Raw genomic sequence first — 22431 nt, 5'->3', positions numbered from 1 at the left:
GTCGCCGCCACTAGGCTGGCGGCGTGAGGATCGTCGTACTGACCGGAGCCGGGGTCTCCGCGGAGAGCGGGGTGCCCACCTTCCGCGACGCCGACGGACTCTGGGAGGGCCATCGCGTCGAGGAGGTCGCCACGCCGGAGGCGTTCGAGGCCGACGCGGCGCTGGTGCACCAATTCTACGACGCCAGGCGCGCGGCCCTCGACACCGTCGAGCCCAACCCGGCCCATCGTGCGCTCGCCGAGCTCGAGCAGCACCTGGGCGAGGACCTGCTCGTCGTCACCCAGAACATCGACGACCTCCACGAGCGTGCGGGGTCGCGACGCGTCCTCCACATGCACGGCGAGCTGCGGAACGCCCTCTGTGCGGGCTGCCGACAGCGGACGCCGTGGCAGGGCAGCCTGTCCGGCGACCACGCCTGCGCCCACTGCGGCGCCAGTGCGCTGCGACCCGACGTGGTGTGGTTCGGCGAGATCCCCTACCGGATGGACGAGATCGACGACGCCCTCGCGGCCGCCGACCTCTTCGTCTCCATCGGCACCTCCGGGGCGGTCTACCCCGCGGCCGGGTTCGTCACCGCCGCCCGTGCGTACGGCGCCCGCACCCTCGAGCTCAACCTCGAGCCCAGTCAGGGCTCGCACCTCTTCGACGAGACGCGACACGGGTCTGCCAGTAGCATCGTGCCCGCCTGGGTCGACGAGTTGCTCCCGACTGACTCGTAGCGCCTGTCTTCTGCTCCACCGGTCCGACCCGTTCTCGGGGGGCCGGTCGCGCGATCGCGCGACCGTCGCGGCGCGCTGCGCCCTGCCCGAAGGGGACGACAGATGAAGATGCAGGAACGACTCACCTTCGCCAACGTGGTGTCGGTGCTGGCGTTGATCGTGGCGCTGGCCGGGACCGGGGGTGGGGTGGCCTACGCCCACGGCAAGATCGGCTCGGCGCAGCTGAAGACCAATGCGGTGAAGTCCCACCACATCAAGAACGGCCAGGTGAAGGGCGGCGACCTGAAGAGCGACGCCGTCGGCAGCGGCAAGGTCAAGAACAATAGCATCGGTTCGGGCGACCTCAAGGACAACAGCATCGGCTCGCGGGACGTGCGCAACGGCAGCCTGACCGAGGCCGACCTCGCCACGAGCACCGACGGTGTCGCCCTCGCCGGTGCTGCGGTTCACCTGACGTCAGTGGACCACCAGTTCAATCGATTGGGTGGTCAGATCAGTCTCGTCAGGGTCGGCCCAGGCAAGTACGACCTCCGGGTGCCGGGTGCGCGCTTCGCAGAGTACGGGCAGCAGATTCTGGCCTCGGTCAGCAACGCTCGCGAGGCCATCTGCTCGGTGGCGGGCCGCACCGTCGCCGACACGATCCAGGTGCGGTGCTACGACTCCGAGGGGGCCTTTCGTGACGCGTCGTTCCAGATCTTCCTGTTCGACGACGACGCCACCACCCCGTGATCGTCACCCGTTAGCTGAGGTCCCGAGGTATCAACCCGGGCGGTCGCAGCTCTTGGGGGTCGGTGGCGCACCGAGCGCCACCGACCGGGCGCGGAGCGCCCTCGAACCCAAGGGGGAAGACATGCAGTTCCAGGAGCGACTCACGTTCGCGAACGTGGTCTCCGTGCTGGCGTTGATCGTGGCGCTGGCCGGGACCGGGGGTGGGGTGGCCTACGCCCACGGCAAGATCGGCTCGGCGCAGCTGAAGACCAATGCGGTGAAGTCCCACCACATCAAGAACGGCCAGGTGAAGGGCGGCGACCTGAAGAACAACGCCGTCGGCAGCGGCAAGGTCAAGAACAACAGCATTCGTTCCGGCGACGTCAAGAACCGCAGCCTGACCCACGCCGACATCTCCACCGGCGCCGACGGCGTCGCTCTCGCCTCCGTGTCCGTCGTCGGCACCGCGGTCCCGCACCAGTTCAACCGCCTCGGCGGTCCGATCACCGTCACGAACCCCTCGCCGGGCAACTTCGACGTCAAGGTCCCCGGGGCCGACTTCGACTCCTGGCAGACCGTGTTGGCCGACCTGAACGCGGTGTCGGGCAACTGCTGGATCAACTTCGTCGCCAACGCCGCACCGGACACGCTCGAGGTCCGGTGCGACAACGCGGCCGGCGCTGCGGCCAACCGGTACTTCAAGCTGACCGTCTTCGATGACAGCCCGAACGGCGCCTCGCCGCGCGTGTCGCTGCGGCCGGCCGACCGCAACTGAACGGATCGCACCGCAGGACCAGCGGCGGGCTCGGCGACGGGGGGTACGTCGAGTCCGCCGCTTCCGCGCGCCCGTCGCCGGTGGCGTGCGGCGCCGGTCAGTAGTCCTGGTCAGGAGCTGGTCGCGGCGATCCCGATGTCCCCGTCGCGGAACGCCTCGACGAAGGCGGCGTGGTCGGCACGCACCTGGTCGGCGTACCGCAGGCCGAAGTCGACGACCCAGTCGCGGAACTCCGAGCGGCGCCCCTCGAGCGTCGCGCGGATCGCGTCCTCGACCTGGAACTCCACCAGGTCGTGCTCGGAGTCCTCGTCCGCGGCGCAGTGGACCTTCGCCGTCGCGCGCCCCAGCAGCCCGACGACCGCGGCCATCTCCTCGGGCTCGGTCAGGTCCGACCAGTCCAGGTCGACCTCGAACGGCGACACCTCGTGCACCACGAACCCGGCACCGTCCATCCGGGTGTGGCCCAGCAGCGGGTCGGTGTGCACCTGCAACGCGCGTTGGCTGACCACGGTGCGCTGGCCCTCGTGGACGAAGTAGTCCTCGATCGCGGCCGCGTCCACGTAGCGGCTGACGGCCGGGACGTTGCCCTGCTTCATCGAGAGCAGGACGTCGTTCTCGAACGCCTGGCTGTAGCCCTCGACGAGGATGTTGTACGCCGGCAGCCCGGCGCTCCCGATGCCGAAGCCGGACTTGCCCACCACGTCGAGCACGTCGTAGAAGACGTCGCGGTCGAAGCGCTTGTCCTCGGGGATCGTGCCGAGGTACTCCTCGAAGGCGGCGAGTACGGTGGCGCGCTCGTCCTCGTCCAGGCGCCGGACGGTCGGGTCGTCACGGAAGCGACGGTGGCCCTCGACGATGTCGGTGTTGGCGTCGAGGAGGTCGCTGCGACGCTGCGCCCGCGCCTCCCCGAGGGCCGCGCGGATGGGTCCGTCGGTGTTGCCCAGGTGCAGGGCGAAGTCCTCGTCGTGGGCGGTGTCGGCGTAGGCGTCGACCTGGTCCAGGTAGGCGTCGAGGTAGCGGTGCAGCAGGTCGACCACGGCGTCCCGCGGCAGCGCCTTCTGCCAGCCGAGGAGGGCGAGTGAGGCCGCGAAGCGCTGCAGGTCCCAGGTGAAGCGGCCCAGGTAGGCCTCGTCGAAGTCGTTGACGTCGAAGACCAGCAGTCCGTCGGAGTTGAGGTAGGTGCCGAAGTTCTCCACGTGCAGGTCGCCGTGGACCCAGATCCGGCCGCTCTCGCCGGTGGCGAACGGGTCCTCGGCCGGCACGACGTCGGCGTAGAACAGGCAGGCGGTGCCGCGGTAGAAGGAGTGCGGGTCGGCGGCCATCTTGCGGAACTTGGTGCGGAAGGCGGCCGGGTCCCGCTCCATCAGGTCGGCGAAGGCGTCGTCCAGGACGGCGACGATCTGGTCCCTGCGGTCGGTCGACGGTTGCGGCATGCCTGCCACTGTGCCACCGCAGCACGAACCCGCGGCGTGGCTCAGGCGGCAGCCAACTCGGCGTCCAGGATCTCCACCAGCCGCTCCTGCTCCTGGGCCAGGCCGAGCGGCGCGAGCCAGTCGATCAGTGTGGCGCGGAAGAGCGCCCCGCTGGCGATGACGCGTGGATCGCAGTGGCCGGTCGACTCGAGCGTGACGACGCCGTACAGCGCCGACCAGGAGCGCATGTAGATCCAGAGCAGGCCGCGGTGCTCGGTGGCGATGTGGTCGGACTTGGCGGGCAGCAGCGGATCCAGGACCGCCTCGCCCACGCCCGGCGGCAGGTCCTCCACCGCCGGCACCGGGTACCCGTAGCGCTCCCAGACCTCGTAGAGGAGGTCGGTGAAGAAGTGGCCCGAGGTGGAGACCGTCAGCAGGTCGCGCCGCGCGGTGTCACCCTCCGCGACCGGGTTGGCGAAGACCAGGTGGAACTCCCGTGGCTTGGCCAGCGCCCACCGACGGAACGCCACGCACCCGACCGTCAGCCGGGCTGCGGGGTCATCCGCCGGGTACCGCTCGGCCGCGGCGGCGAAGCCCTCGGTCGCCATCCGGTCGAGCTCGAAGGCCACCAGGTCGACCAGCTCCTGGTAGTTCGCCACGTAGCGGTAGAGCGCGGGTGCGGTCATCCCCATCCGGCCCGCCACGGCGCGCAGCGAGAGCTCCGCACCCTCGTCGAGGAGCTGGGCGGCCACCCGCACGATCTCGTCGTAGGTCTCCTCGCGTCGACGCTCGCGACGGTTGGGCGCTCGCAGGTGGGCCACGTGTCTCCTCGGTCGGGTCTTGACCAGCGCAGTTTACGCCGTTTACTGTTTACAGCGTTCACCGCAATGATACCTGTTCACGATGGAGTCTCCCATGGTCGATCGCTGGGGCCGGCTGATCGCCCGCCGGGCGCGTCTCGTCCTCGTCGTCGGGGTGCTCCTGGTCGCCGGGGCCGCGGCGTACGGCGTGGGGGTCTTCGGCGCGTTGAGCCAGGGTGGCTTCGACACCCCCGGGTCGGAGTCGGCCCGCGCGCTCGAGATGGAGCGTGAGGCGTTCGGCAATCGGGGCGCCGACGTGGTCGCGATCTACTCCGACGACGACCTCGCCGCCGACGATCCGGAGTTCCGTGAGGCGGTCGCCGAGGTGGTCCAAGGCCTGCCCGCCGACGCGGTGGCCCAGGTGACGCCGTACTACGAGGCCCCGCCGGAGGCGGGTCTGGTGACCGCGGACGGCCACGCCGCCCAGGTCGTCATCGCGCTCGACGGCGCCTCGCAGGACGACTTCCTCGTCTCCTACGAGGAGGTCGAGCCCCTGCTGGAGGCCGACGGCCTGCGCACCGACGTCGCCGGCTCCTACGCCGTCTACAGCGACGTGAACCACCAGACCGAGGAGGACCTTCAGCGCGCGGAGCTGATCTCGCTGCCGCTGGTCATCCTGCTCGCGCTGGTGATCTTCGGCAGTGCGGTCGCCGCCTCGATGCCGGCCATGGTCGGCGTCATCGCGCTCGTGGGCGGCCTCGGGGTGGTTCGGCTCCTCACGACCGTCACCGACGTGAGCGTGTTCTCGATCAACGTCGTCTCGGTGCTCGGCATCGGACTCGCGATCGACTACGCCCTGTTCGTCGTGAGCCGGTTCCGCGAGGAGCTCGCCCGGCTGCCCGAGGACGACCCGGACGCGTCCCGCACGGCCATCCGCATCACCCTGGCCACCGCGGGACGCACCGTCCTCTTCTCCGGCCTCACCGTCGCCGCCTCGCTCGCCAGTCTGCTGCTCTTCCCGCAGATGTTCCTCAAGTCGATGGGGTACGGCGGCGTCGCGGCCGTGCTGATCGCGATGCTGGCCGCGCTCACCATCCTGCCCGCCACCCTGGTCCTGCTGGGCCGTCGCATCGACGGTGGTCGGATGCCCTGGCGCCGTGGCCGCCCGGTCTCGGTCGAGGACGACCACGGCCGGTGGGCGGCTCTCGCTCGCGGTGTCATGCGCCGTCCGGTCACCGTCCTCGCGCTGACCGTCGTGCTTCTCCTCGTGGTCGCCTCACCGTTCCTCGGTGTGAAGTGGGGCAGCGTCGACCACCGGGTGCTGCCCGACGACTCGCCGTCCTACATCGCGGCGGAGAAGCTCGCCGACTTCGGCGGCGAGACCTCCCGGGCAGGTGTCGTCCTCACCGGCGTCGACGACGCCGCGGTGCAGTCCTACGTCGCCGACGCCGCCGCGGTCACCCCGGACGCGGCGGCCGAGGTCACCGCGCGCGACGGCGACACCGCCCTGGTGGGCGTCACCTGGCCGGGCAGCTCCCAGGCAGAGGCGTCACTGGACCTCGTCCGCGACCTGCAGGCCATCGAGCCAGCCGCGGGGGAGGCGCTGGTCGGCGGCATCACCGCGGAGACCGTCGACCTGCTTGCCTCCGTCGGCGACCACCTGCCCTGGATGGGCGCGGTCGTGGTGCTGGTCATGTTCGTGCTGCTCTTCGTCGCGTTCGGGTCGCTGGTGCTCCCGCTCAAGGCGGTGGTGATGAACGTCTTCTCCATCACCGCCAGCTTCGGGGTGGTGACCTGGATCTTCAGCGACGGCAACCTGTCGGGCCTGCTCGACTTCGAGCCACAGGGCTTCCTCGACGCCACCAACCCGATCCTGATGCTCGCCATCATCTTCGGGCTCTCGATGGACTACGAGGTCTTCCTGCTCTCCCGGGTCCGCGAGCAGTGGGACGCCACCGGGAGCAACGACGTGGCGGTCGCGACCGGCGTACAGAAGACCGGCCGGATCATCACCAGCGCCGCGCTGCTGCTGGGTGTGGTCATCGGCGCCTTCTCCACCAGTGGCGTGGTCTTCATGAAGATGCTCGGCGTCGGCATGCTCGTCGCCCTGCTCATCGACGCGACCATCGTCCGTGCGCTGATGGTGCCGGCCACGATGAAGCTGCTCGGCCGCTGGAACTGGTGGGCGCCCGCACCGATGGTGCGCTGGTGGGAGCGGTACGGCTTCCGTGAGGAGATCGCCGAGCCCGCGGTCCAGCGCCAGCCGGAACGGGTCCCCTGAGCCCGGTCCGGTTGGGCGTCACCACCATCGTGCCAGTCGATCGTTGTGCTGGCTGCCCATGATCGGGGCGGCTACCAGCGAGTAGAGTCGGGCCCATGAAGCGCGAGATCTACGACGAGGACCACGAAGCCTTCCGCTCCTCGGTGCGGGAGTTCCTGGAGCGGTCGGTCATCCCCGACGTCGAGCAGTACGCCGTGGACAAGGCCATTCCGCGGGACTTCTGGATCGAGGGTGGCAAGAACGGCTTCTGGGGCCTGGAGATCCCCGAGGAGTACGGCGGCGTCGGGGCCGGCGACTACCGGTTCAACGCCGTCCTCATGGAGGAGCTCAACAAGGTCAACGCGGCGCTGGGGTCGTGTGCCGGGATCCACGCCGACATCACCGCGCCCTACATCGTCGAGCTCGGCACCGAGGAGCAGAAGCAGCGCTGGCTGCCCGGCGTCGCCTCGGGCGAGACGCTGCTCGCGATCGGCATGACCGAGCCCTCCGGTGGCTCCGACCTGGCTGCGCTGAAGACCACGGCCGTGCGCGACGGCGACGAGTGGGTCATCAACGGGTCCAAGACCTTCATCACCAACGGCTACTCCGCCGACCTGGTGATCACCGCGGTCCGCACCGACCCGGAGAAGGGCCCGAAGGGCATCACGCTGTTCGCGATCGAGACCAGCTCGGAGGGCTTCAGCCGCGGCCGCAAGCTCGACAAGGTCGGTCAGGACGAGTCCGACACCGCCGAGCTGTTCTTCGAGAACGTCCGCGTCACCGACGCCGAGATCATCGGCGAGGTCGACCAGGGCTTCATCCACATGATGCAGAAGCTGCCGCAGGAGCGGCTCGGCTGCGCGATCTCCAACGTCGCACACGCCAAGCAGATCCTCGACGAGACGCTGCAGTACACCAAGGACCGCAAGGCCTTCGGGCAGTCGATCGGACAGTTCCAGCACAACAAGTTCCTGCTGGCCGACATCTACACCCGCATCGACGTGACGCAGGCCTACATCGACCAGTGCGTCGTGGCCCACGACAAGGGCGAGCTGACCGCGATCGACGCCGCGAAGGCCAAGTGGTGGTCCTCGCAGGTGCAGAACGAGGTGCTCGACCACTGCGTGCAGCTGCACGGCGGCTACGGCTTCATGAACGAGTACCGCGTCGCCCGTGCGTGGCGCGACGCCCGCGTCTCGAAGATCTGGGCGGGCTCGAACGAGATCATGAAGGAACTGATCGGTCGCGACCTGGGGTTGTGACCCCGACCGGTGGACCGACGAAGCATCGGCAGGGTCGCCCGGGTCGGTTGCACACCGATCAAGGGGTGCCAGCACACGTCCTCGGACGAGCTGGTCCTCGACGAGGACGGGCCACGCGGTGACCGTGCGTGGTGCCTGGTGCCGCCCGAGGGTGGACGGGTGCTGCGCACCATCGACCAGCCCCGACTCGTCGGTGTCCGGGCACGCTGGGACGGCCACGCCCTCGACGTCGTACTCCCCGGAGGCGCGGCGGCGACGGGGGCACCCGAGCAGGCCGGTGCCTCCCTCGCGGTCGACTACTGGGGACGGACCATCGACGCCGTGCCGTACGACGGCCCGCACGCGCGGCTGCTCTCGGACTTCCTCGGCCGGCCCGTGCGCCTGGCGCGGGTCGCGCCCGGCGCGGCGGTGTACGGCGCCCCGGTGAGCCTGGTGAGCACGGCCTCGGTCGTCGACGCCGCCACCCGTGCCGGACGCCCCGACCTGGCCGACCAACCCGAGCGCTACCGCGCCACCGTCGTCGTCGAGGCCGACGAGCCCTACATCGAGGACCAGTGGGTCGGGCACGACGTCGCGATCGGCGACGCCGTGGTGCGGGTCCACGGTCGGATGGGCCGGTGCGGGGTCGTGAACCTCGCTCCGTCGACCGGCGACGCGGACGCCAGCCTGCTGCGCTCACTGGCCGACCACCGGCCCCAGAACTCCCGCGGCGAGCCGCTCCTGGCGGTCGACGCGACCGTCGTCGCACCCGGATCCGTACGGTGGGGGGACACGTTGCAGCTCCACAACGACTCGCGACGTACTGCAGGGTAATGCTGGACGCCATCACCGTTGACTGGCACGATTTCAAGGATCGAGCCGGTGGCCGCGTCGGTCGTCCGGCACCGTGGACAGCCCAGAGGAGATGCCATGGCGGACGGCACACCAACCACCCAGGGTGACGAACGGATCAACGAGGGCAAGCTCGGCGAGCTGGCCCGTGGGCTCGGTCTGCGCACCGACCCGATCATCTTCTTCGTCGCTGCCGGCCTCATGGTGGTCTTCCTGATCACGCTGCTGATCTGGCCGACCCAGATCGGCGATGCCTTCGCCGACGGCCGCACGTGGGTGGTCACCAACCTGGGCTGGTTCTTCATCCTCGGTGTCTCGTCCTGGCTGGCGTTCCTGATCTGGGTGGCGATCAGCAAGTACGGCAGCATCCGCCTCGGCGGCGACCAGGAGCGGCCGGCGTACAGCAACATCTCCTGGTTCACGATGCTCTTCGCCGGTGGCATCGGCACGGTCCTGATGTTCTGGGGCGTCGCGGAGCCGATCTTCCACTTCGAGACCCCGCCGCGGGGCGAGGCGCCGTTCTCCTCGGGCGCCGCGAACGACGCGATGAGCATCGCGATCTACCACCTCGGCCTGCACACGTGGGCGATCTTCACCCTGCCGGGCCTGGCGTTCGGCTACTTCATCTACCGCTACGACCTGCCGTTCCGCGTCAGCTCGGTGTTCTACCCGTTCCTGGGCGAGAAGATCCACGGCCCCATCGGTCGCACCATCGACATCTTCGCGGTGCTGGGCACCCTCTTCGGTGTCGCGGTCTCCATCGGCCTGGGCACCAACCAGATCAACTCCGGCCTGACGCGGCTCTTCGACGTGCCCAACACGGTCCTGCCCAAGGTGCTGATCATCGCCGTCCTCACCGCCGTCGCGGTGACCTCGATCGTGGTCGGCCTGGACAAGGGCGTGAAGGTCCTGTCCAACGTCAACATCGGCATGGCCGTGGGCCTGATGATCTTCGTGCTCGTCGTCGGCCCGACGGTCTTCCTCTTCCGCGAGATGATCGAGACGCTGGGCCTCTACCTGCGCAACCTCGTGCCGCTGGCGCTGTGGAACGACTCCATGGCCTACGTCGACGGCGGAGCGTACGGCGAGGGCTGGGGCTGGCAGGGCGGCTGGACCGTCTTCTACTGGGCCTGGACGGTGACGTGGGCGCCCTTCATGGGTGTCTTCCTCGCCCGCATCTCCAAGGGCCGCACGATCCGTGAGTTCATCGGCGGCGTGATGGTGGCGCCCTCCCTGTTCACGTTGGTCTGGTTCGTGATCTTCGGGTGGACCGCGATGCGCCTGGACGGGATCGGCAGCAGCCCCGATGCGGCGCACCCGATCACCGAGGCGGTCACCGGCGAGGGTGGTGGTGCGGAGTTCGCGATGTTCGCGTTCTTCGAGTCGCTGTTGTCCAACGACGCGTTGATCACCTTCATCTCCGGCTTCGTCGTGGTGATCGTGGCGATCTTCTTCGCCACGTCCTCCGACTCCGCCTCGCTGGTGGTGGACATGCTCTGCACCGGCACCGAGGACCCGGGCCCGACCCGGCAGCGGGTCTTCTGGGGTGTCTCCGAGGGCGCCCTGGCGATGATGCTGATCGTGCTCGCCGGCGACGAGGGACTCGACGCACTGCAACAGGTGATCACCGTGATCGGGCTCCCGATCTTCATCCTGATGTTCCTGGCGATGGTCTCGCTCTACAAGGGACTGCGCACGGAGAAGTTCGTGATGGTCAAGGTGCCCGTCGCCGGATCCCAGGAGCCGCCACGGGAGGACGCGGCGGTCGACTGACCCGCACGGCGTGCCGGCCCGGGCGGCGCAGGGCATCATCGGAGCATGACTGCCCCTGTGCGCCGACCCGGTCCGCACGCCGACGAGCCGCACCGTGGTGGCCTCAACGACCGGCTCAACTCGCTGCGGGCCGGCGTACTCGGTGCCAACGACGGGATCGTCAGCACCGCCGGCATCGTGGTCGGTGTCGCGGGAGCCACCACCGAGCGCTCGGCGATCCTGGTCGCCGGTGTCGCCGGGCTCGTTGCCGGCGCGATGAGCATGGGCGCCGGGGAGTACGTCTCGGTCAGCACGCAGCGTGACTCCGAGGAGGCGCTCCTCGCCCGGGAGCGCCGCGAGCTGGCCGAGGACCCCGAGGACGAGCTGGCCGAGCTCGCCGGCCTCTACGTCGAGAAGGGGCTCGACCCCGACGTCGCGCTGGAGGTGGCGGGGCAGCTCACCGCCCGCGACGCGCTCGGCGCGCACGCCGAGGCCGAGCTGGGCATCGACCCCGACGACCTGACGAGTCCGTGGCGTGCGGCGCTGGCCTCGATGACGGCGTTCACCGTCGGGGCGCTGCTCCCGCTGTTGACGATCCTGTTGGTCGCCGCGCAGGCACGGGTCTGGGTGACGATGGCCGCGGTGACCGCCGCGCTGGCGCTGACCGGTTGGGCCTCGGCCCGGTTCGGCTACGGGCCGGTGCGACGGGCGGTGGTCCGCAACGTGGCGGGCGGCCTGTTCGCGATGGCCGTCACCTACGCGGTCGGGTCGGCGCTCGGCACCCAGCTCTGAGGTGCCGCCTCAGCCGCGACCGACGGTGGACTCGCGCACGACCAGTTCCGGCTCGAGCACCACGTGGCGTGCCGGCGCCGACGGCGCGGACATCACCTCCAGCAGGATGCGCGCGGCCTCGCGGCCGAGCTGCTCGCGGGGCTGGCGCACGCTGGAGAGCGGCACCGCGGCCGAGGCGGCGAAGTCGATGTCGTCGTAGCCGATCAGCGCGACCTCGTCCGGTACGCCGACCCGCAGCTGGGTGAGCGCCTGGAGCACACCGAGAGCGACCAGGTCGTTGGCGGCGAAGACCGCGTCGGGCCGCTGGTCCGCCGGTCGTTCCCACAGTGCCTCCACGGCGCGACGACCCGCGGTCGCCTCCATCGCGTCGGTCTCGACCAGCTCGGCGGTGGCGCCGGTGACGCCGGCCACGGCCTCCTGGGTCGCCGCCCACCGGTCGCGGACCTGGGTGAGGTGGGCGGGGCCGCCGATGAAGGCGAGGTGCCGCCGCCCGGCGTCGAGCAGGTGCCGCGCGGCGAGGGTGCCGCCGAGGTGGTCGTCGACGGAGACGGAGGAGAAGTCGGCGGAGTCGATGATCCGGTCGACCAGCACCACGGCCACGCCCCGCTCGCGGAGCTGGTGCAGGCGCGTGAGGACGTCGCCGACGGGGGTGAGCAGCATGCCCTCGACCCGCTGCTCCTCGAACAGGTCGAGGTAGGACGCCTCCCGACGCGCGTCCTGGGCGGAGTTGGCCAGGATCAGCGGGCGGGCCTCCGCGGCGAGCTGGTCCTCGACGCTGTGGGCGACGTCGGTGAAGAACGGGTTCGCGACGTCGAGCACGATCATCGCCACGGCCCGGTTGCTGCCGGCGCGGAGCTGTCGCGCGGCGTCGTTGCGCACGAACCCGAGCTCGTCGATGACGGTCTGGATCCGTTCCCGCGTCGCGGGGGAGACCTTGTCGGGGCGGTTGAGCACGTTGGAGACGGTGCCGACGGAGACGCCGGCCGCGGCGGCGACCTCCTTGACCGAGACCCGTCGCCCGGTCGCGCGCTCCGTCGTCATGCGTTTCCTCCTCGTCAGCGGCACCCTAGCCGGTCGGGACCAGCGCGACCCGCGGGATTGAAATGTTTCAAGTTCTTTGCGGGACCTGTTGACCCTGTGATGGCCGTCACCTAGTCTGGCGCAATCATTGAAACCTTTCAATGACCAGTGGGACCGCCCCGGAAGGAGACCGATGACCACCGCAGCCGACACCACCCCGGTGCTCGAGATGCGCGGCGTGGCCAAGAGCTTCGGACCCGTCGCCGCGGTCCGCTCCGGCGAGCTGAGCGTGCAGGCCGGATCCGTCCACGCCTTCGTCGGGGAGAACGGCGCCGGCAAGTCCACGCTCGTCAAGGTGATCGCCGGCGTACACCGGCGCGACGCCGGCACCTTCCGGTTCCGCGGCGAGGACGTCGACTTCTCCTCCACCGCGGAGTCCAAGGACGCCGGCATCGCGGTGATCTACCAGGAGCCGACGCTCTTCCCGGACCTGTCGGTGACCGAGAACATCTTCATGGGGCGCCAGCCCACCCGCTCGGGGCGTCGCATCGACTACGCCGCGATGTACGCCGAGGCCGAGGAGATCTTCACCCGCCTCGGGGTGGCCGTCGACCCCCGGCGCATCGCCGAGGGCCTCTCCATCGCCGACCAGCAGGTCATCGAGATCGCCAAGGCGATCTCGCTCGACGCGACCCTGCTGGTCATGGACGAGCCCACCGCGGCGCTGAGTGGCGTCGAGGTCGAGCGGCTGTTCACCATCGCCCGCAGCCTGCGCGACGAGGGCCGTGCCCTGGTCTTCATCTCCCACCGCCTCGACGAGGTCTTCGACCTGTGCGACACCGTCACCGTCATGCGCGACGGGGAGTACGTCGCCACCCGGCCCATCGCGGAGACCTCCCAGGAGGACGTGGTCTCGCTGATGGTCGGCCGCGAGGTGGCCGACCTCTTCCCCAAGGGGGAGTCCGAGATCGGTGAGGTCGTCCTCGACGTCGCGGGGCTGTCCTCCACCGGCGTCTTCCACGACGTCAGCTTCCAGGTGCGCGCGGGCGAGATCGTCGGTCTGGCCGGCCTCGTCGGTGCGGGACGCAGCGAGATCGCACGAGCCGTCTTCGGCATCGACGGCTACGACTCCGGCACCGTCACGCTCCACGGCGAGCGCGTGCCGCCGCGCAGCCCGCAGGCGGCCATCCGCGCCGGCGCCGCACTCGTCCCCGAGGACCGACGCCAACAGGGCTTGGTGATCGAGCAGTCGGTCGCGCGCAACGTCGCCTCGGTCATCCGCCGTCGGCTGACGGGCCTGGGCCTGCTGACCTCCCGCGCGGAGAACATCGCCGCGGGCCCGTGGGCCGGACGCCTCGAGGTCAAGACCAGCGCGTTGGACATGGACGCCAGCACCATGAGTGGCGGCAACCAGCAGAAGGTCGCCATCGCCAAGTGGCTGGCCACCGAGCCGCGGCTGCTCATCATCGACGAGCCCACGCGCGGCATCGACGTCGGCACCAAGAGCGAGGTCCACCGGCTCCTCTCGGACCTGGCGGCTCGTGGCATGGCGGTGCTGATGATCTCCTCCGAGCTGCCCGAGGTCCTCGGCATGGCCGACCGGGTCGTCGTCGTGTGCGAGGGCCGCGTGACCGCCGAGATCGACCGCGCCGACGCCACCCCGGAGAACGTCATGCACGCCGCGACCCACGTCGGCGACCGGGAGGCCGGCGCCACTCACGACGACGCGGCACGAGCCGAGGAGGTGTCGGCGTGACGCAGACACTTGTGCGACCCAGTGCCGAGACCCGGGCGCAGCGACTGCTGAGCGGGGCCCTGCGGTCCCGTGAGATCGCCGTGTTCGCGGTCCTGGTGGCGCTGATCGTGGTCGCCACGCTGTCCAGCCCGTCCTTCCTCTTCGGCAGCGACGGCTGGCGCAACCTGCTGGTGACGCCGTCGATCCTGCTGCTGCTCGCGGTCGGCCAGACGATGGTCATCATCACCCGCAACGTCGACCTGTCGGTCGGCTCGACGCTCGGGCTGACGGCGTACCTCGTGGGGCGGCTCTTCGTCGACCAGCCCGGCATCCCGATCGTGGTGGTCTTCGTGCTCGGCGCGCTGTTCGGGGCCTTCCTCGGCCTGATCAACGGCGCGCTCGTCGCCTTCGGCCGGGTGCCGGCACTCGTGGTCACCCTCGGCACGATGTACGTCTACCGCGGCGTCTTCCTCGAGTGGGCCGGCAGTGACCGCATCAACGCCGGCGACATGCCCCGCGACTTCCTCCGCCTGGGCACCGAGCAGGTCCTCTTCGTCCCGGTGCTGACGCTGATCGCGCTCGTCGTGCTCGGGGTCGCCGGCTACTACCTGCGCTCGATGCGCTCGGGCCGCGAGCTCTACGCCATCGGCTCCGACCCCGCCGCCGCCCGGCTCTACGGGCTGCCGGTGACGCGTCGGGTGCTGACGGCGTTCGTGATCTGCGGCGCCCTCGCGGGCCTGGCCGGTGTCTTCTACGCCGCCCGCTACGGCACCGTCAGCTCCGGCGCGGGCCGCAACATGGAGCTGGAGGCGGTCGCCGCCGCCGTCATCGGCGGCGTCGCGATCTTCGGCGGCAGCGGCACCGTGTGGGGTGCCGCCATCGGCGCCTTCCTGCTGGTCACCATCGACCGGGTGCTGCCGCTGCTGGGCATCTCCAGCTTCTGGCAGCGGGCCGTCGTGGGTGCGCTCATCATCGCCGCCGTCGCGCTGGACCGCATCCTGCAGAAACGGCGCGAACGACGGCTCCGACAAGCCCGCGACGAGGCGAGGAGTGGGTCATGACCGAGACCATCGAGCACGCCGTCGACGAGCGGACGTACGCCGCCTGGTCCCGCCCGCTGTGGTGGCGGGTCGTGATGACCCGCGAGTTCGCGATGATCGCGCTGCTGGGCATCGTCTACGCCTGGGCGACGGGCAACGTCGACAACTTCGACAACCCGCTCACGCTGTACTACCTGTTCCTGGACGTGGCGCCGATCCTGATGATCGCGCTGCCGATGACGCTGGTGATCATCACCGGCGGCATCGACCTCTCGGTCGCCAGCGTCATGGGCCTGTCCAGCGTGCTGCTGGGCATCTTCCACGTCGACCTCGGGATGTCGTTGCCGGTCGCGGCGCTGTTCGCGATCGCGGCGGGCGTCCTGTGCGGCTGCTTCAACGGCTTCCTCGTGGGCTACGTCGGCCTGCCGCCGCTCGCGGTCACCATCGGAAGCCTCGCCCTCTTCCGCGGGATCGCCGTCGGCCTGCTCGGCACCGAGGCGATCACCGACTTCCCCGACCGGTGGTCCGACCTCGCGCGGGAGCGGATCGTCGAGGGGTCCAGCTACCCCGTGGTGCTGGCCCCGATCGTGGTGCTGATCGTGGCCTTCGCGCTGCTGCTGCACTACTCGCCCTTCGGGCGCGGGATCTACGAGATCGGCCTCAACGAGCAGGCCGCCCGGTTCTCCGGAGTCGACGTGCAGCGCACCAAGCTCATCCTCTACGCCCTCTCCGGTGCCGTCGCGGCCTTCGCCGGCATCTACTACACGCTGCGCTACGGCAGCGCCCGCGGCGACAACGCCGAGTACCTCGAGCTCCAGATCGTCGCGGCCGTGCTGCTCGGCGGGGTGTCGATCTTCGGTGGCCGCGGCGCGCTGCACGGCGTGATCGCCGGCGTACTCCTCATCGGCGTGCTGCAGAGCGCGCTGCGTCTGGAGTCGGTGTCGAGCAACGTCATCAACATCGTGATCGGGGTGCTGCTCGTGCTCTCCGTGATCTCCACCAGTTTCCTCTCGTGGGTCTCGGGCCTGCGCGCCACGCGGAGGAGGTCGCCGGCGGGGGCCGCGCGACCGGACGGGTCGCCGGGCGACCGCGGTCCGACCAACCCAGCCGGATGAATCCAGGGATCGAAAGGTTGAAACGATGAAGTTCCAGAATCGGCGCATGGCCGCCGTGGCGGCACTCACGCTCGTCGCGGGCCTCGGGCTCAGCGCGTGTGGCAGCGACTCCGAGGGCGGAGGCGGCAGCGACGGCGAGGCCAGCATCACGCTGCTGCCCAAGAACCTCGGCAACCCATACTTCGACGCGTCCCGCACCGGTGCGCAGAACGCCGCCGAGGAGTTCGGTGGCGCGGTCGAGGAGGTCGGTCCCGAGACCGCCACCCCCGACTCGCAGGTGTCGTTCATCAACACCGCCGCCCAGCAGGGCGTGGACAGCCTCGTGGTCTCGGCCAATGACCCGACCGCGATCTGTGACGCCCTGACCGAGGCCAGCGACGCCGGCGTCGGCGTGGTCACCTTCGACTCCGACACCGACGCCGAGTGCCGCGACGTGTTCGTCAGCCAGGCCGACGCGCAGGGCATCGCCACCAAGCAGGTCGAGCTGATCGCGGACCAGATCGGCGGCAAGGGCAAGATCGCCATCCTCAGCGCGGCGGCCAACGCCACGAACCAGAACGCCTGGATCGAGCTGATGGAGCAGGACCTCGCGGACAACTACCCCGACATCGAGCTCGTCGACACCGTCTACGGCGACGACGACGACCAGAAGTCCTTCGACGAGACCGAAGCGCTGCTGCAGCGCCACTCCGACCTGGCCGGCATCGTCTCGCCGACCACGGTGGGCATCGCGGCGGCCGCGCGCTACCTGTCCTCCTCGCAGTACCAGGGCAAGGTCGCACTGACCGGGCTGGGCACGCCGAACCAGATGCGGCCCTACATCGAGGACGGCACCGTGACGGCGTTCGCGCTGTGGAACCCGCAGGACCTGGGCTACCTGGCGGCCTACACCGCCAACGCGCTGGCCGCGGGGGACATCTCCGGCGAGGAGGGCGACACCTTCACCGCCGGTGACCTCGGTGAGTACACCGTCGGCGAGGACGGCGTCGTGCTGTTGGGCGACCCGTTCGTCTTCGACGAGAGCAACATCGACGACTTCGACTTCTGATCGCCGTCAGTCGTCGAGCAACCGTCCGATCGACCGCAGGAACAGGGACATGCGCTACTGCTTCGAGCTCCGGGTCCGGCCCGACCGGATCCCGGAGTACGTCGCCCGGCACCGGGAGGTGTGGCCGGAGATGCTCCGGGCACTCGCCGAGTCCGGGTGGCGCAACTACTCCCTGTTCCTGCGGGACGACGGACTCCTGATCGGCTACGTCGAGGCCGACGACCTCGCCGCCGCGCAGGCCGCCATGGACCGCACCGAGGTCAACCAGCGGTGGCAGGCGGAGATGGCGGAGTTCTTCGTCGACCTCGACGGGGCCGCTCCGGACCGGGGCTTCCACCTCCTCGAGGAGGTCTTCCACCTCGAGGACCAACTCGACCGCATCGCACCCACTGACGAAGGCAGCTGACCCACCATGCACACATTCGCGCAGATCGCTCCGTTGCTCGAGGGCCAGGCGATCGAGGTCCCCTCGTGGGCGTACGGCAACTCGGGCACCCGGTTCAAGGTGTTCGGCTCGCCGGGCACGCCGCGCACCGTGGAGGAGAAGGTCGCCGACGCCGCGACGGTCCACCGTTTCACCGGGCTCGCGCCCAAGGTCGCGCTGCACATCCCGTGGGACATGGTCGACGACTTCGGTGCACTGCGCCGCCACGCCGAGGACCTGGGCGTCGCGCTCGGCACCATCAACTCCAACACCTTCCAGGACGAGGACTACAAGTTCGGCGGCCTGACCCACAGCGACCCGAAGATCCGGCAGAAGGCCATCGACCACCACTTCGAGTGCATCGACGTGATGCATCGGACCGGGTCCCAGGACCTCAAGATCTGGCTCGCCGACGGTTCCAACTACCCCGGCCAGGCCGACATCCGTGGCCGCCAGGACCGGCTGGCCGACAGCCTCGCCACGATCTACGAGCGCCTCGACGAGAGCCAGCGACTGGTGCTGGAGTACAAGTTCTTCGAGCCGGCGTTCTACCACACCGACGTCCCCGACTGGGGTACGTCGTACGCCCAGGTGGCCGCGCTCGGCGAGCGGGCGGTGGTGTGCCTGGACACCGGGCACCACGCTCCGGGCACCAACATCGAGTTCATCGTCGCCCAGCTGCTGCGGTTGGGGAAGCTCGGCTCGTTCGACTTCAACAGCCGCTTCTACGCCGACGACGACCTGATCGTCGGCGCCGCGGACCCGTTCCAGCTGTTCCGCATCCTCTTCGAGGTCGTGCGCGGCGGCGGCTACGGCCCCGCGAACCCCGACGGCACGAGCGAGGTCGCCTTCATGCTCGACCAGTGCCACAACATCGAGCAGAAGATCCCCGGCCAGATCCGCTCGGTGCTCAACGTGCAGGAGATGCTCGCCCGCGCCCTGCTGGTCGACCTCGACGAGCTCGGCGCCGCCCAGGTCGCCGGCGACGTGCTCGGCGCCCACCAGGTCTTCATGGACGCCTTCTACACCGACGTCCGCGCCGACCTCGCCGCCTGGCGCGAGGAGCGGGGACTGCCCGGCGACCCGATGCGCGCCTACGACGAGTCCGGCCACCAGGCCGAGATCGAGGCCGCGCGCGTCGGCGGCTCCCAGATGTCGTGGACCTGACCCGACGCGACACCGACCCCTGCGAAGGAAAGCAACTCATGACCAACCCGGCCGTGGCCGACCTGATCGCCCGCTCCAACAAGCTGGGCGCCGACCCCAAGAACACCAACTACGCCGGCGGCAACGCCTCGGCCAAGGGTGCCGAGACCGACCCGGTCACCGGTGAGCCGGTCGACCTGATGTGGGTCAAGGGCTCCGGAGGCGACCTGGGCACGCTGACCGAGCAGGGACTGGCCGTGCTGCGGCTGGACCGGATGCGTGCGCTGGTCGACGTCTACCTGGGCGTGGACCGCGAGGACGAGATGGTGGCGGCGTTCGACTACTGCCTGCACGGCAAGGGCGGCGCGGCGCCGTCGATCGACACCGCCATGCACGGCCTGGTCGACGCCCCCCACGTCGACCACCTCCACCCCGACTCCGGCATCGCGATCGCCACCGCCGCCGACGGCGAGGCGCTGACCGAGAAGGTCTTCGGCGACAAGGTCGTCTGGGTCCCGTGGCGCCGGCCCGGGTTCCAGCTCGGACTCGACATCGCCGCCATCAAGGAGCAGAACCCGCAGTCCATCGGCTGCATCCTCGGCGGCCACGGCATCACCGCCTGGGGCGACACCTCCGAGGCGTGCCGCAAGAACTCGCTGTGGATCATCCGCACCGCCGAGGCCCACATCAAGAAGCACTCCAAGAAGGAGCCGTTCGGCCCGCCGGTCAAGAAGTACGCGCCGCTGACCCGCGCCAAGCGTCGCCAGCGCGCCGCCGAGATCGCGCCGCTGCTGCGTGGCGTCGCCTCCCACGACAAGCCGATGGTCGGGCACTTCACCGACGACAGGGCCGTCCTGGACTTCCTCGGTGCCCGCAACCACCGCAAGCTCGCCGAGCTCGGCACCTCCTGCCCGGACCACTTCCTGCGCACCAAGGTCAAGCCGATGGTGCTCGACCTGCCGGCCGATGCGCCGCTGGAGAAGGTGCACCAGCGGGTCGCCGACCTGCACGAGGCCTACCGTGCGGACTACGCGGCGTACTACGACCGGCACGCGACCGCCGACAGCCCGGCCATGCGCGGGGCCGACCCGCTGATCATCCTGGTGCCCGGCGTCGGGATGTTCTCCTACGGCAAGGACAAGCAGACCGCGCGCGTGGCGGGGGAGTTCTACCTCAACGCCATCAACGTGATGCGCGGCGCCGAGGGGCTCTCGACGTACCAGCCGATCGACGAGGCGGAGAAGTTCCGCATCGAGTACTGGGCGCTGGAGGAGGCCAAGCTGCAGCGGATGCCGAAGCCGAAGCCGCTGGCCACCCGCATCGCGCTGGTGACCGGTGGTGCGTCCGGCATCGGCAGGGCGACCGCCGAGCGACTGGCCGCCGAGGGCGCCTGCGTCGTGGTCGCCGACCTCGACCTGGCCAAGGCCGAGGCGGTCGCCGCCGAGATCGGCGGCCCCGACGTCGCCGTCGGCGTGCAGGCCGACGTGTCGGACGAGAAGCAGGTGCAGGCCGCCGTCGACGCGGCCGTGCTGGCCTTCGGTGGACTGGACCTGGTCGTCAACAACGCCGGACTCTCGTTGTCGAAGTCGCTGCTGGAGACCACCGAACGCGACTGGGACCTGCAGCACGACGTGATGGCCAAGGGGTCCTTCCTGGTCTCCCGCGCGGCCGCGCACGTGCTCATCGACCAACAGCTCGGCGGGGACATCGTCTACATCTCCTCGAAGAACTCCCTCTTCGCCGGACCCAACAACGTCGCCTACGGCGCGGCCAAGGCCGACCAGGCCCACCAGGTCCGGCTGCTGGCCGCGGAGCTCGGCGAGCACGGGGTGAAGGTCAACGGCATCAACCCCGACGGCGTCGTCCAGGGGTCGGGCATCTTCGCCGGCGGCTGGGGCGCGAAGCGCGCCGAGGTCTACGGCGTCAAGGAGGAGGACCTGGGCAAGTTCTACGCCCAGCGGACCCTGCTCAAGCGGGAGGTGCTGCCCGAGACCATCGCGAACGCCGTCTTCGTGCTGTGCAGCCCCGACCTGACCCACACCACCGGCCTCCACGTGCCTGTGGACGCCGGCGTCCCCGCCGCGTTCCTGCGATGAGCGCGACGCCCACCTCGCTGCGCGTCGCGGCCGTCGACCTCGGCGCCACGAGCGGTCGCGTGATGGCCGGTCGGGTCAGTGGCCGCGGGATCGAGCTCGAGGAGCTCCACCGGTTCCCGACCGGCGGCGTACGCGTGGCGGGCTCGCTGCAGTGGGACGTCCTGGGCATCCACCGGGAGGTCCTCGCCGGCATCGCCCGCGTCGCCGCGACCGGGCCACTGGACGGCATCGGGATCGACTCGTGGGCCGTCGACTACGGACTGCTGGACCGCGACGGGCAGCTGGTCGGCAACCCCTTCAGCCACCGCGACTCCCGGACCGACGGCGTGGCCGTGCGCGTGCTCGAGCAGGTCCCGGCCAGCGACCTCTACGCCGTCACCGGGCTCCAGCAGCTGCCGTTCAACACGCTCTACCAGCTCGTCGCGGCTCGGGGGAGTGCCGCACTGGAGTCCGCCGCGACGCTGTTGCTGCTGCCCGACCTGCTGGCGTACTGGCTCACCGGCCGCATCGGTGCCGAGCGCACCAACGCCTCCACCACGCAGCTCTACGACGTCCGCACCCGCGAATGGGCCACCGACCTGCTGGGCAAGCTCGACCTGCCGGCCGGGATCCTGCCGCCGCTGCGCGACCCGGGCACCGTCATCGGGCCGCTGGCGCCCGACCTCGCCCGGGAGTTCGGCGTCAGCGACCTGCCGGTGGTCGCGGTGGGCTCCCACGACACCGCCTCCGCCGTGGTGGGGGTCCCCGCCGAGGCGCGCGACTTCGCCTACATCTCCTCGGGCACCTGGTCCCTGGTCGGCCTGGAGCTCGACCAGCCGGTCCTGACCGAGGAGGCCCGCGAGGCTGACTTCACCAACGAGGGCGGCGTCGACGGCACCGTGCGCTTCCTCAAGAACGTGATGGGCCTGTGGGTGCTCTCGGAGTCGGTGCGGACCTGGCAGGGGCGGCGGCTGCGCAACGCCGACCTGGCCTCCCTGCTCGCCGCCGCGGCCGACTTCGAGCCGCTGCGCACCGTGGTCGACATCAACGACCCGCGGTTGCTCGCGCCCGGCACCGTCGAGGACCCGATGCCCGAGCGGGTCGCGGCGCTGGCGGCGGAGGCCGGCGAGGTGGTGCCCCGCTCACCCGTCGCCATCACCCGCTGCATCCTCGACAGCCTCGCCATCGCCTACCGGCGCCAGGTCCGCACCGCCGCCGCGCTGGCGGGACGTGACCCCGAGGTGGTCCACGTGGTCGGCGGCGGGACGCAGAACGAGCTGCTGTGCCAGCTCACCGCCGACGCCTGCGGCCTGCCCGTGCTCGCCGGGCCGACCGAGGCCGCGGCGCTGGGCAACGTCCTGGTCCAGGCACGAGCCCTCGGCGCCGACCTGCCGGACCTCGCGGCCATGCGGGCACTGGCGCGGGCGTCGTTCGACGTGCGCCGGCACGACCCGCGCACCGACCTGGACTGGGACGCGGCCGAGGCCCGTGCGACCCGATGAGGCGACGAACCCACC

19 protein-coding genes are annotated in these 22431 nt (G+C 70.4%); 16 read left to right on the top strand and 3 right to left on the bottom strand.

Translation table 11 applies throughout. The features are described from left to right. The first annotated feature begins 23 nt into the window (after window positions 1-23). The 3 genes from KUV85_RS11915 (at window position 24) to KUV85_RS11905 (ending at window position 2202) form a co-directional block, all read left to right on the top strand. Entirely contained in the window at window positions 24-719 is a 696-nt protein-coding gene (locus KUV85_RS11915; RefSeq protein WP_219960111.1) for an NAD-dependent deacylase, read from the top strand. A gap of 102 nt (window positions 720-821) precedes the next feature. After that, window positions 822-1448, top strand: a complete 627-nt coding sequence (locus KUV85_RS11910) for a hypothetical protein (protein ID WP_219960110.1) — start codon at window positions 822-824, stop codon at window positions 1446-1448. 121 nt (window positions 1449-1569) lie between these two features. After that, a complete protein-coding gene (locus KUV85_RS11905; RefSeq protein WP_219960109.1) occupies window positions 1570-2202 on the top strand; it encodes a hypothetical protein in 633 nt (210 codons plus the stop codon). Between the two features lie 110 nt (window positions 2203-2312). On the opposite strand, the gene KUV85_RS11900 is transcribed toward KUV85_RS11905, so the two are convergent. Continuing rightward, window positions 2313-3635 carry a DUF2252 domain-containing protein gene (locus KUV85_RS11900; RefSeq protein ID WP_219960108.1) on the bottom strand — a complete coding sequence of 441 codons (1323 nt, stop codon included), beginning with the start codon at window positions 3633-3635 and terminating at the stop codon, window positions 2313-2315. A 41-nt stretch (window positions 3636-3676) separates the two neighbouring features. Continuing rightward, window positions 3677-4435, bottom strand: coding sequence for a TetR/AcrR family transcriptional regulator (locus KUV85_RS11895; RefSeq protein ID WP_219960107.1), 759 nt, complete (start codon window positions 4433-4435; stop codon window positions 3677-3679). 94 nt (window positions 4436-4529) lie between these two features. On the opposite strand from KUV85_RS11895, the gene KUV85_RS11890 reads away from it, so the two are divergent. From KUV85_RS11890 to KUV85_RS11870, 5 genes are all read left to right on the top strand, one after another. Beyond that, on the top strand, window positions 4530-6695 hold the full coding sequence (locus KUV85_RS11890; protein ID WP_219960106.1) for an MMPL family transporter: 2166 nt from the start codon (window positions 4530-4532) through the stop codon (window positions 6693-6695). A 95-nt stretch (window positions 6696-6790) separates the two neighbouring features. Continuing rightward, complete coding sequence (locus KUV85_RS11885) at window positions 6791-7936, top strand: acyl-CoA dehydrogenase family protein (protein WP_219960105.1); 1146 nt, start codon at window positions 6791-6793, stop codon at window positions 7934-7936. A 9-nt stretch (window positions 7937-7945) separates the two neighbouring features. Continuing rightward, the gene (locus KUV85_RS11880; RefSeq protein WP_219960104.1) at window positions 7946-8749 is read left to right on the top strand and encodes an MOSC domain-containing protein; all 804 of its coding nucleotides are present in this window, start codon (window positions 7946-7948) and stop codon (window positions 8747-8749) included. Between the two features lie 96 nt (window positions 8750-8845). Beyond that, window positions 8846-10540 carry a BCCT family transporter gene (locus KUV85_RS11875; RefSeq protein ID WP_219960103.1) on the top strand — a complete coding sequence of 565 codons (1695 nt, stop codon included), beginning with the start codon at window positions 8846-8848 and terminating at the stop codon, window positions 10538-10540. A 45-nt stretch (window positions 10541-10585) separates the two neighbouring features. Then, on the top strand, window positions 10586-11311 hold the full coding sequence (locus KUV85_RS11870; RefSeq protein WP_219960102.1) for a VIT1/CCC1 transporter family protein: 726 nt from the start codon (window positions 10586-10588) through the stop codon (window positions 11309-11311). 9 nt (window positions 11312-11320) lie between these two features. Here the strand turns inward: KUV85_RS11870 and KUV85_RS11865 are convergent, their stop codons facing one another. Further along, complete coding sequence (locus tag KUV85_RS11865) at window positions 11321-12352, bottom strand: LacI family DNA-binding transcriptional regulator (RefSeq protein ID WP_219960101.1); 1032 nt, start codon at window positions 12350-12352, stop codon at window positions 11321-11323. Window positions 12353-12524: 172 nt separating this feature from the next. Between KUV85_RS11865 and KUV85_RS11860 the strand changes: the two genes are divergently transcribed. Genes KUV85_RS11860 through KUV85_RS11825 form a run of 8 tightly spaced genes read left to right on the top strand, consistent with a single transcriptional unit; the run spans window position 12525 to window position 22416 of the window. Then, window positions 12525-14087 carry a sugar ABC transporter ATP-binding protein gene (locus KUV85_RS11860; RefSeq protein WP_219960100.1) on the top strand — a complete coding sequence of 521 codons (1563 nt, stop codon included), beginning with the start codon at window positions 12525-12527 and terminating at the stop codon, window positions 14085-14087. Further along, a complete protein-coding gene (locus KUV85_RS11855; protein WP_219960099.1) occupies window positions 14084-15127 on the top strand; it encodes an ABC transporter permease in 1044 nt (347 codons plus the stop codon). The genes KUV85_RS11860 and KUV85_RS11855 overlap by 4 nt, the downstream gene beginning before the upstream one ends. Next, entirely contained in the window at window positions 15124-16221 is a 1098-nt protein-coding gene (locus KUV85_RS11850; RefSeq protein WP_219960098.1) for an ABC transporter permease, read from the top strand. The genes KUV85_RS11855 and KUV85_RS11850 overlap by 4 nt, the downstream gene beginning before the upstream one ends. 25 nt (window positions 16222-16246) lie before the next feature. Further along, window positions 16247-17269, top strand: coding sequence for a rhamnose ABC transporter substrate-binding protein (rhaS, locus tag KUV85_RS11845; RefSeq protein WP_219960097.1), 1023 nt, complete (start codon window positions 16247-16249; stop codon window positions 17267-17269). A 49-nt stretch (window positions 17270-17318) separates the two neighbouring features. After that, window positions 17319-17675, top strand: coding sequence for an L-rhamnose mutarotase (locus KUV85_RS11840; protein ID WP_219960096.1), 357 nt, complete (start codon window positions 17319-17321; stop codon window positions 17673-17675). 6 nt (window positions 17676-17681) lie between these two features. Continuing rightward, window positions 17682-18860: an L-rhamnose isomerase gene (gene rhaI / locus KUV85_RS11835; RefSeq protein WP_219960095.1), complete on the top strand. Its 1179-nt coding sequence runs from the start codon at window positions 17682-17684 to the stop codon at window positions 18858-18860. A gap of 38 nt (window positions 18861-18898) precedes the next feature. Continuing rightward, window positions 18899-20935, top strand: a complete 2037-nt coding sequence (locus KUV85_RS11830) for a bifunctional aldolase/short-chain dehydrogenase (RefSeq protein ID WP_219960094.1) — start codon at window positions 18899-18901, stop codon at window positions 20933-20935. Further along, window positions 20932-22416 (top strand): rhamnulokinase, encoded by a 1485-nt coding sequence (locus KUV85_RS11825; RefSeq protein ID WP_219960093.1) that lies wholly within the window; start codon window positions 20932-20934, stop codon window positions 22414-22416. The genes KUV85_RS11830 and KUV85_RS11825 overlap by 4 nt, the downstream gene beginning before the upstream one ends. The last annotated feature ends 15 nt before the right edge of the window (window positions 22417-22431 follow it).

It is taken from the genome of Nocardioides panacisoli, assembly GCF_019448235.1.
In the GTDB taxonomy this organism is placed as follows: Bacteria; Actinomycetota; Actinomycetes; order Propionibacteriales; family Nocardioidaceae; genus Nocardioides; species Nocardioides panacisoli_A.
Note: the sequence above shows the minus strand (reverse complement) of the source record. Positions and strands in the feature narration are given on the sequence as shown.

What these genes read in the sequence shown, in the direction of transcription:
- KUV85_RS11825 (WP_219960093.1), top strand. Translation starts at nt 20,932, where the DNA reads ATGAGCGCGACGCCCACCTCGCTGCGCGTCGCGGCCGTCGACCTCGGC.
- KUV85_RS11865 (WP_219960101.1), bottom strand. Translation starts at nt 12,352, where the DNA reads ATGACGACGGAGCGCGCGACCGGGCGACGGGTCTCGGTCAAGGAGGTC.
- KUV85_RS11910 (WP_219960110.1), top strand. Translation starts at nt 822, where the DNA reads ATGAAGATGCAGGAACGACTCACCTTCGCCAACGTGGTGTCGGTGCTG.
- KUV85_RS11840 (WP_219960096.1), top strand. Translation starts at nt 17,319, where the DNA reads ATGCGCTACTGCTTCGAGCTCCGGGTCCGGCCCGACCGGATCCCGGAG.
- KUV85_RS11890 (WP_219960106.1), top strand. Translation starts at nt 4,530, where the DNA reads ATGGTCGATCGCTGGGGCCGGCTGATCGCCCGCCGGGCGCGTCTCGTC.
- KUV85_RS11905 (WP_219960109.1), top strand. Translation starts at nt 1,570, where the DNA reads ATGCAGTTCCAGGAGCGACTCACGTTCGCGAACGTGGTCTCCGTGCTG.
- KUV85_RS11860 (WP_219960100.1), top strand. Translation starts at nt 12,525, where the DNA reads ATGACCACCGCAGCCGACACCACCCCGGTGCTCGAGATGCGCGGCGTG.
- KUV85_RS11870 (WP_219960102.1), top strand. Translation starts at nt 10,586, where the DNA reads ATGACTGCCCCTGTGCGCCGACCCGGTCCGCACGCCGACGAGCCGCAC.
- KUV85_RS11885 (WP_219960105.1), top strand. Translation starts at nt 6,791, where the DNA reads ATGAAGCGCGAGATCTACGACGAGGACCACGAAGCCTTCCGCTCCTCG.
- rhaS (WP_219960097.1), top strand. Translation starts at nt 16,247, where the DNA reads ATGAAGTTCCAGAATCGGCGCATGGCCGCCGTGGCGGCACTCACGCTC.
- KUV85_RS11900 (WP_219960108.1), bottom strand. Translation starts at nt 3,635, where the DNA reads ATGCCGCAACCGTCGACCGACCGCAGGGACCAGATCGTCGCCGTCCTG.
- rhaI (WP_219960095.1), top strand. Translation starts at nt 17,682, where the DNA reads ATGCACACATTCGCGCAGATCGCTCCGTTGCTCGAGGGCCAGGCGATC.
- KUV85_RS11850 (WP_219960098.1), top strand. Translation starts at nt 15,124, where the DNA reads ATGACCGAGACCATCGAGCACGCCGTCGACGAGCGGACGTACGCCGCC.
- KUV85_RS11875 (WP_219960103.1), top strand. Translation starts at nt 8,846, where the DNA reads ATGGCGGACGGCACACCAACCACCCAGGGTGACGAACGGATCAACGAG.
- KUV85_RS11830 (WP_219960094.1), top strand. Translation starts at nt 18,899, where the DNA reads ATGACCAACCCGGCCGTGGCCGACCTGATCGCCCGCTCCAACAAGCTG.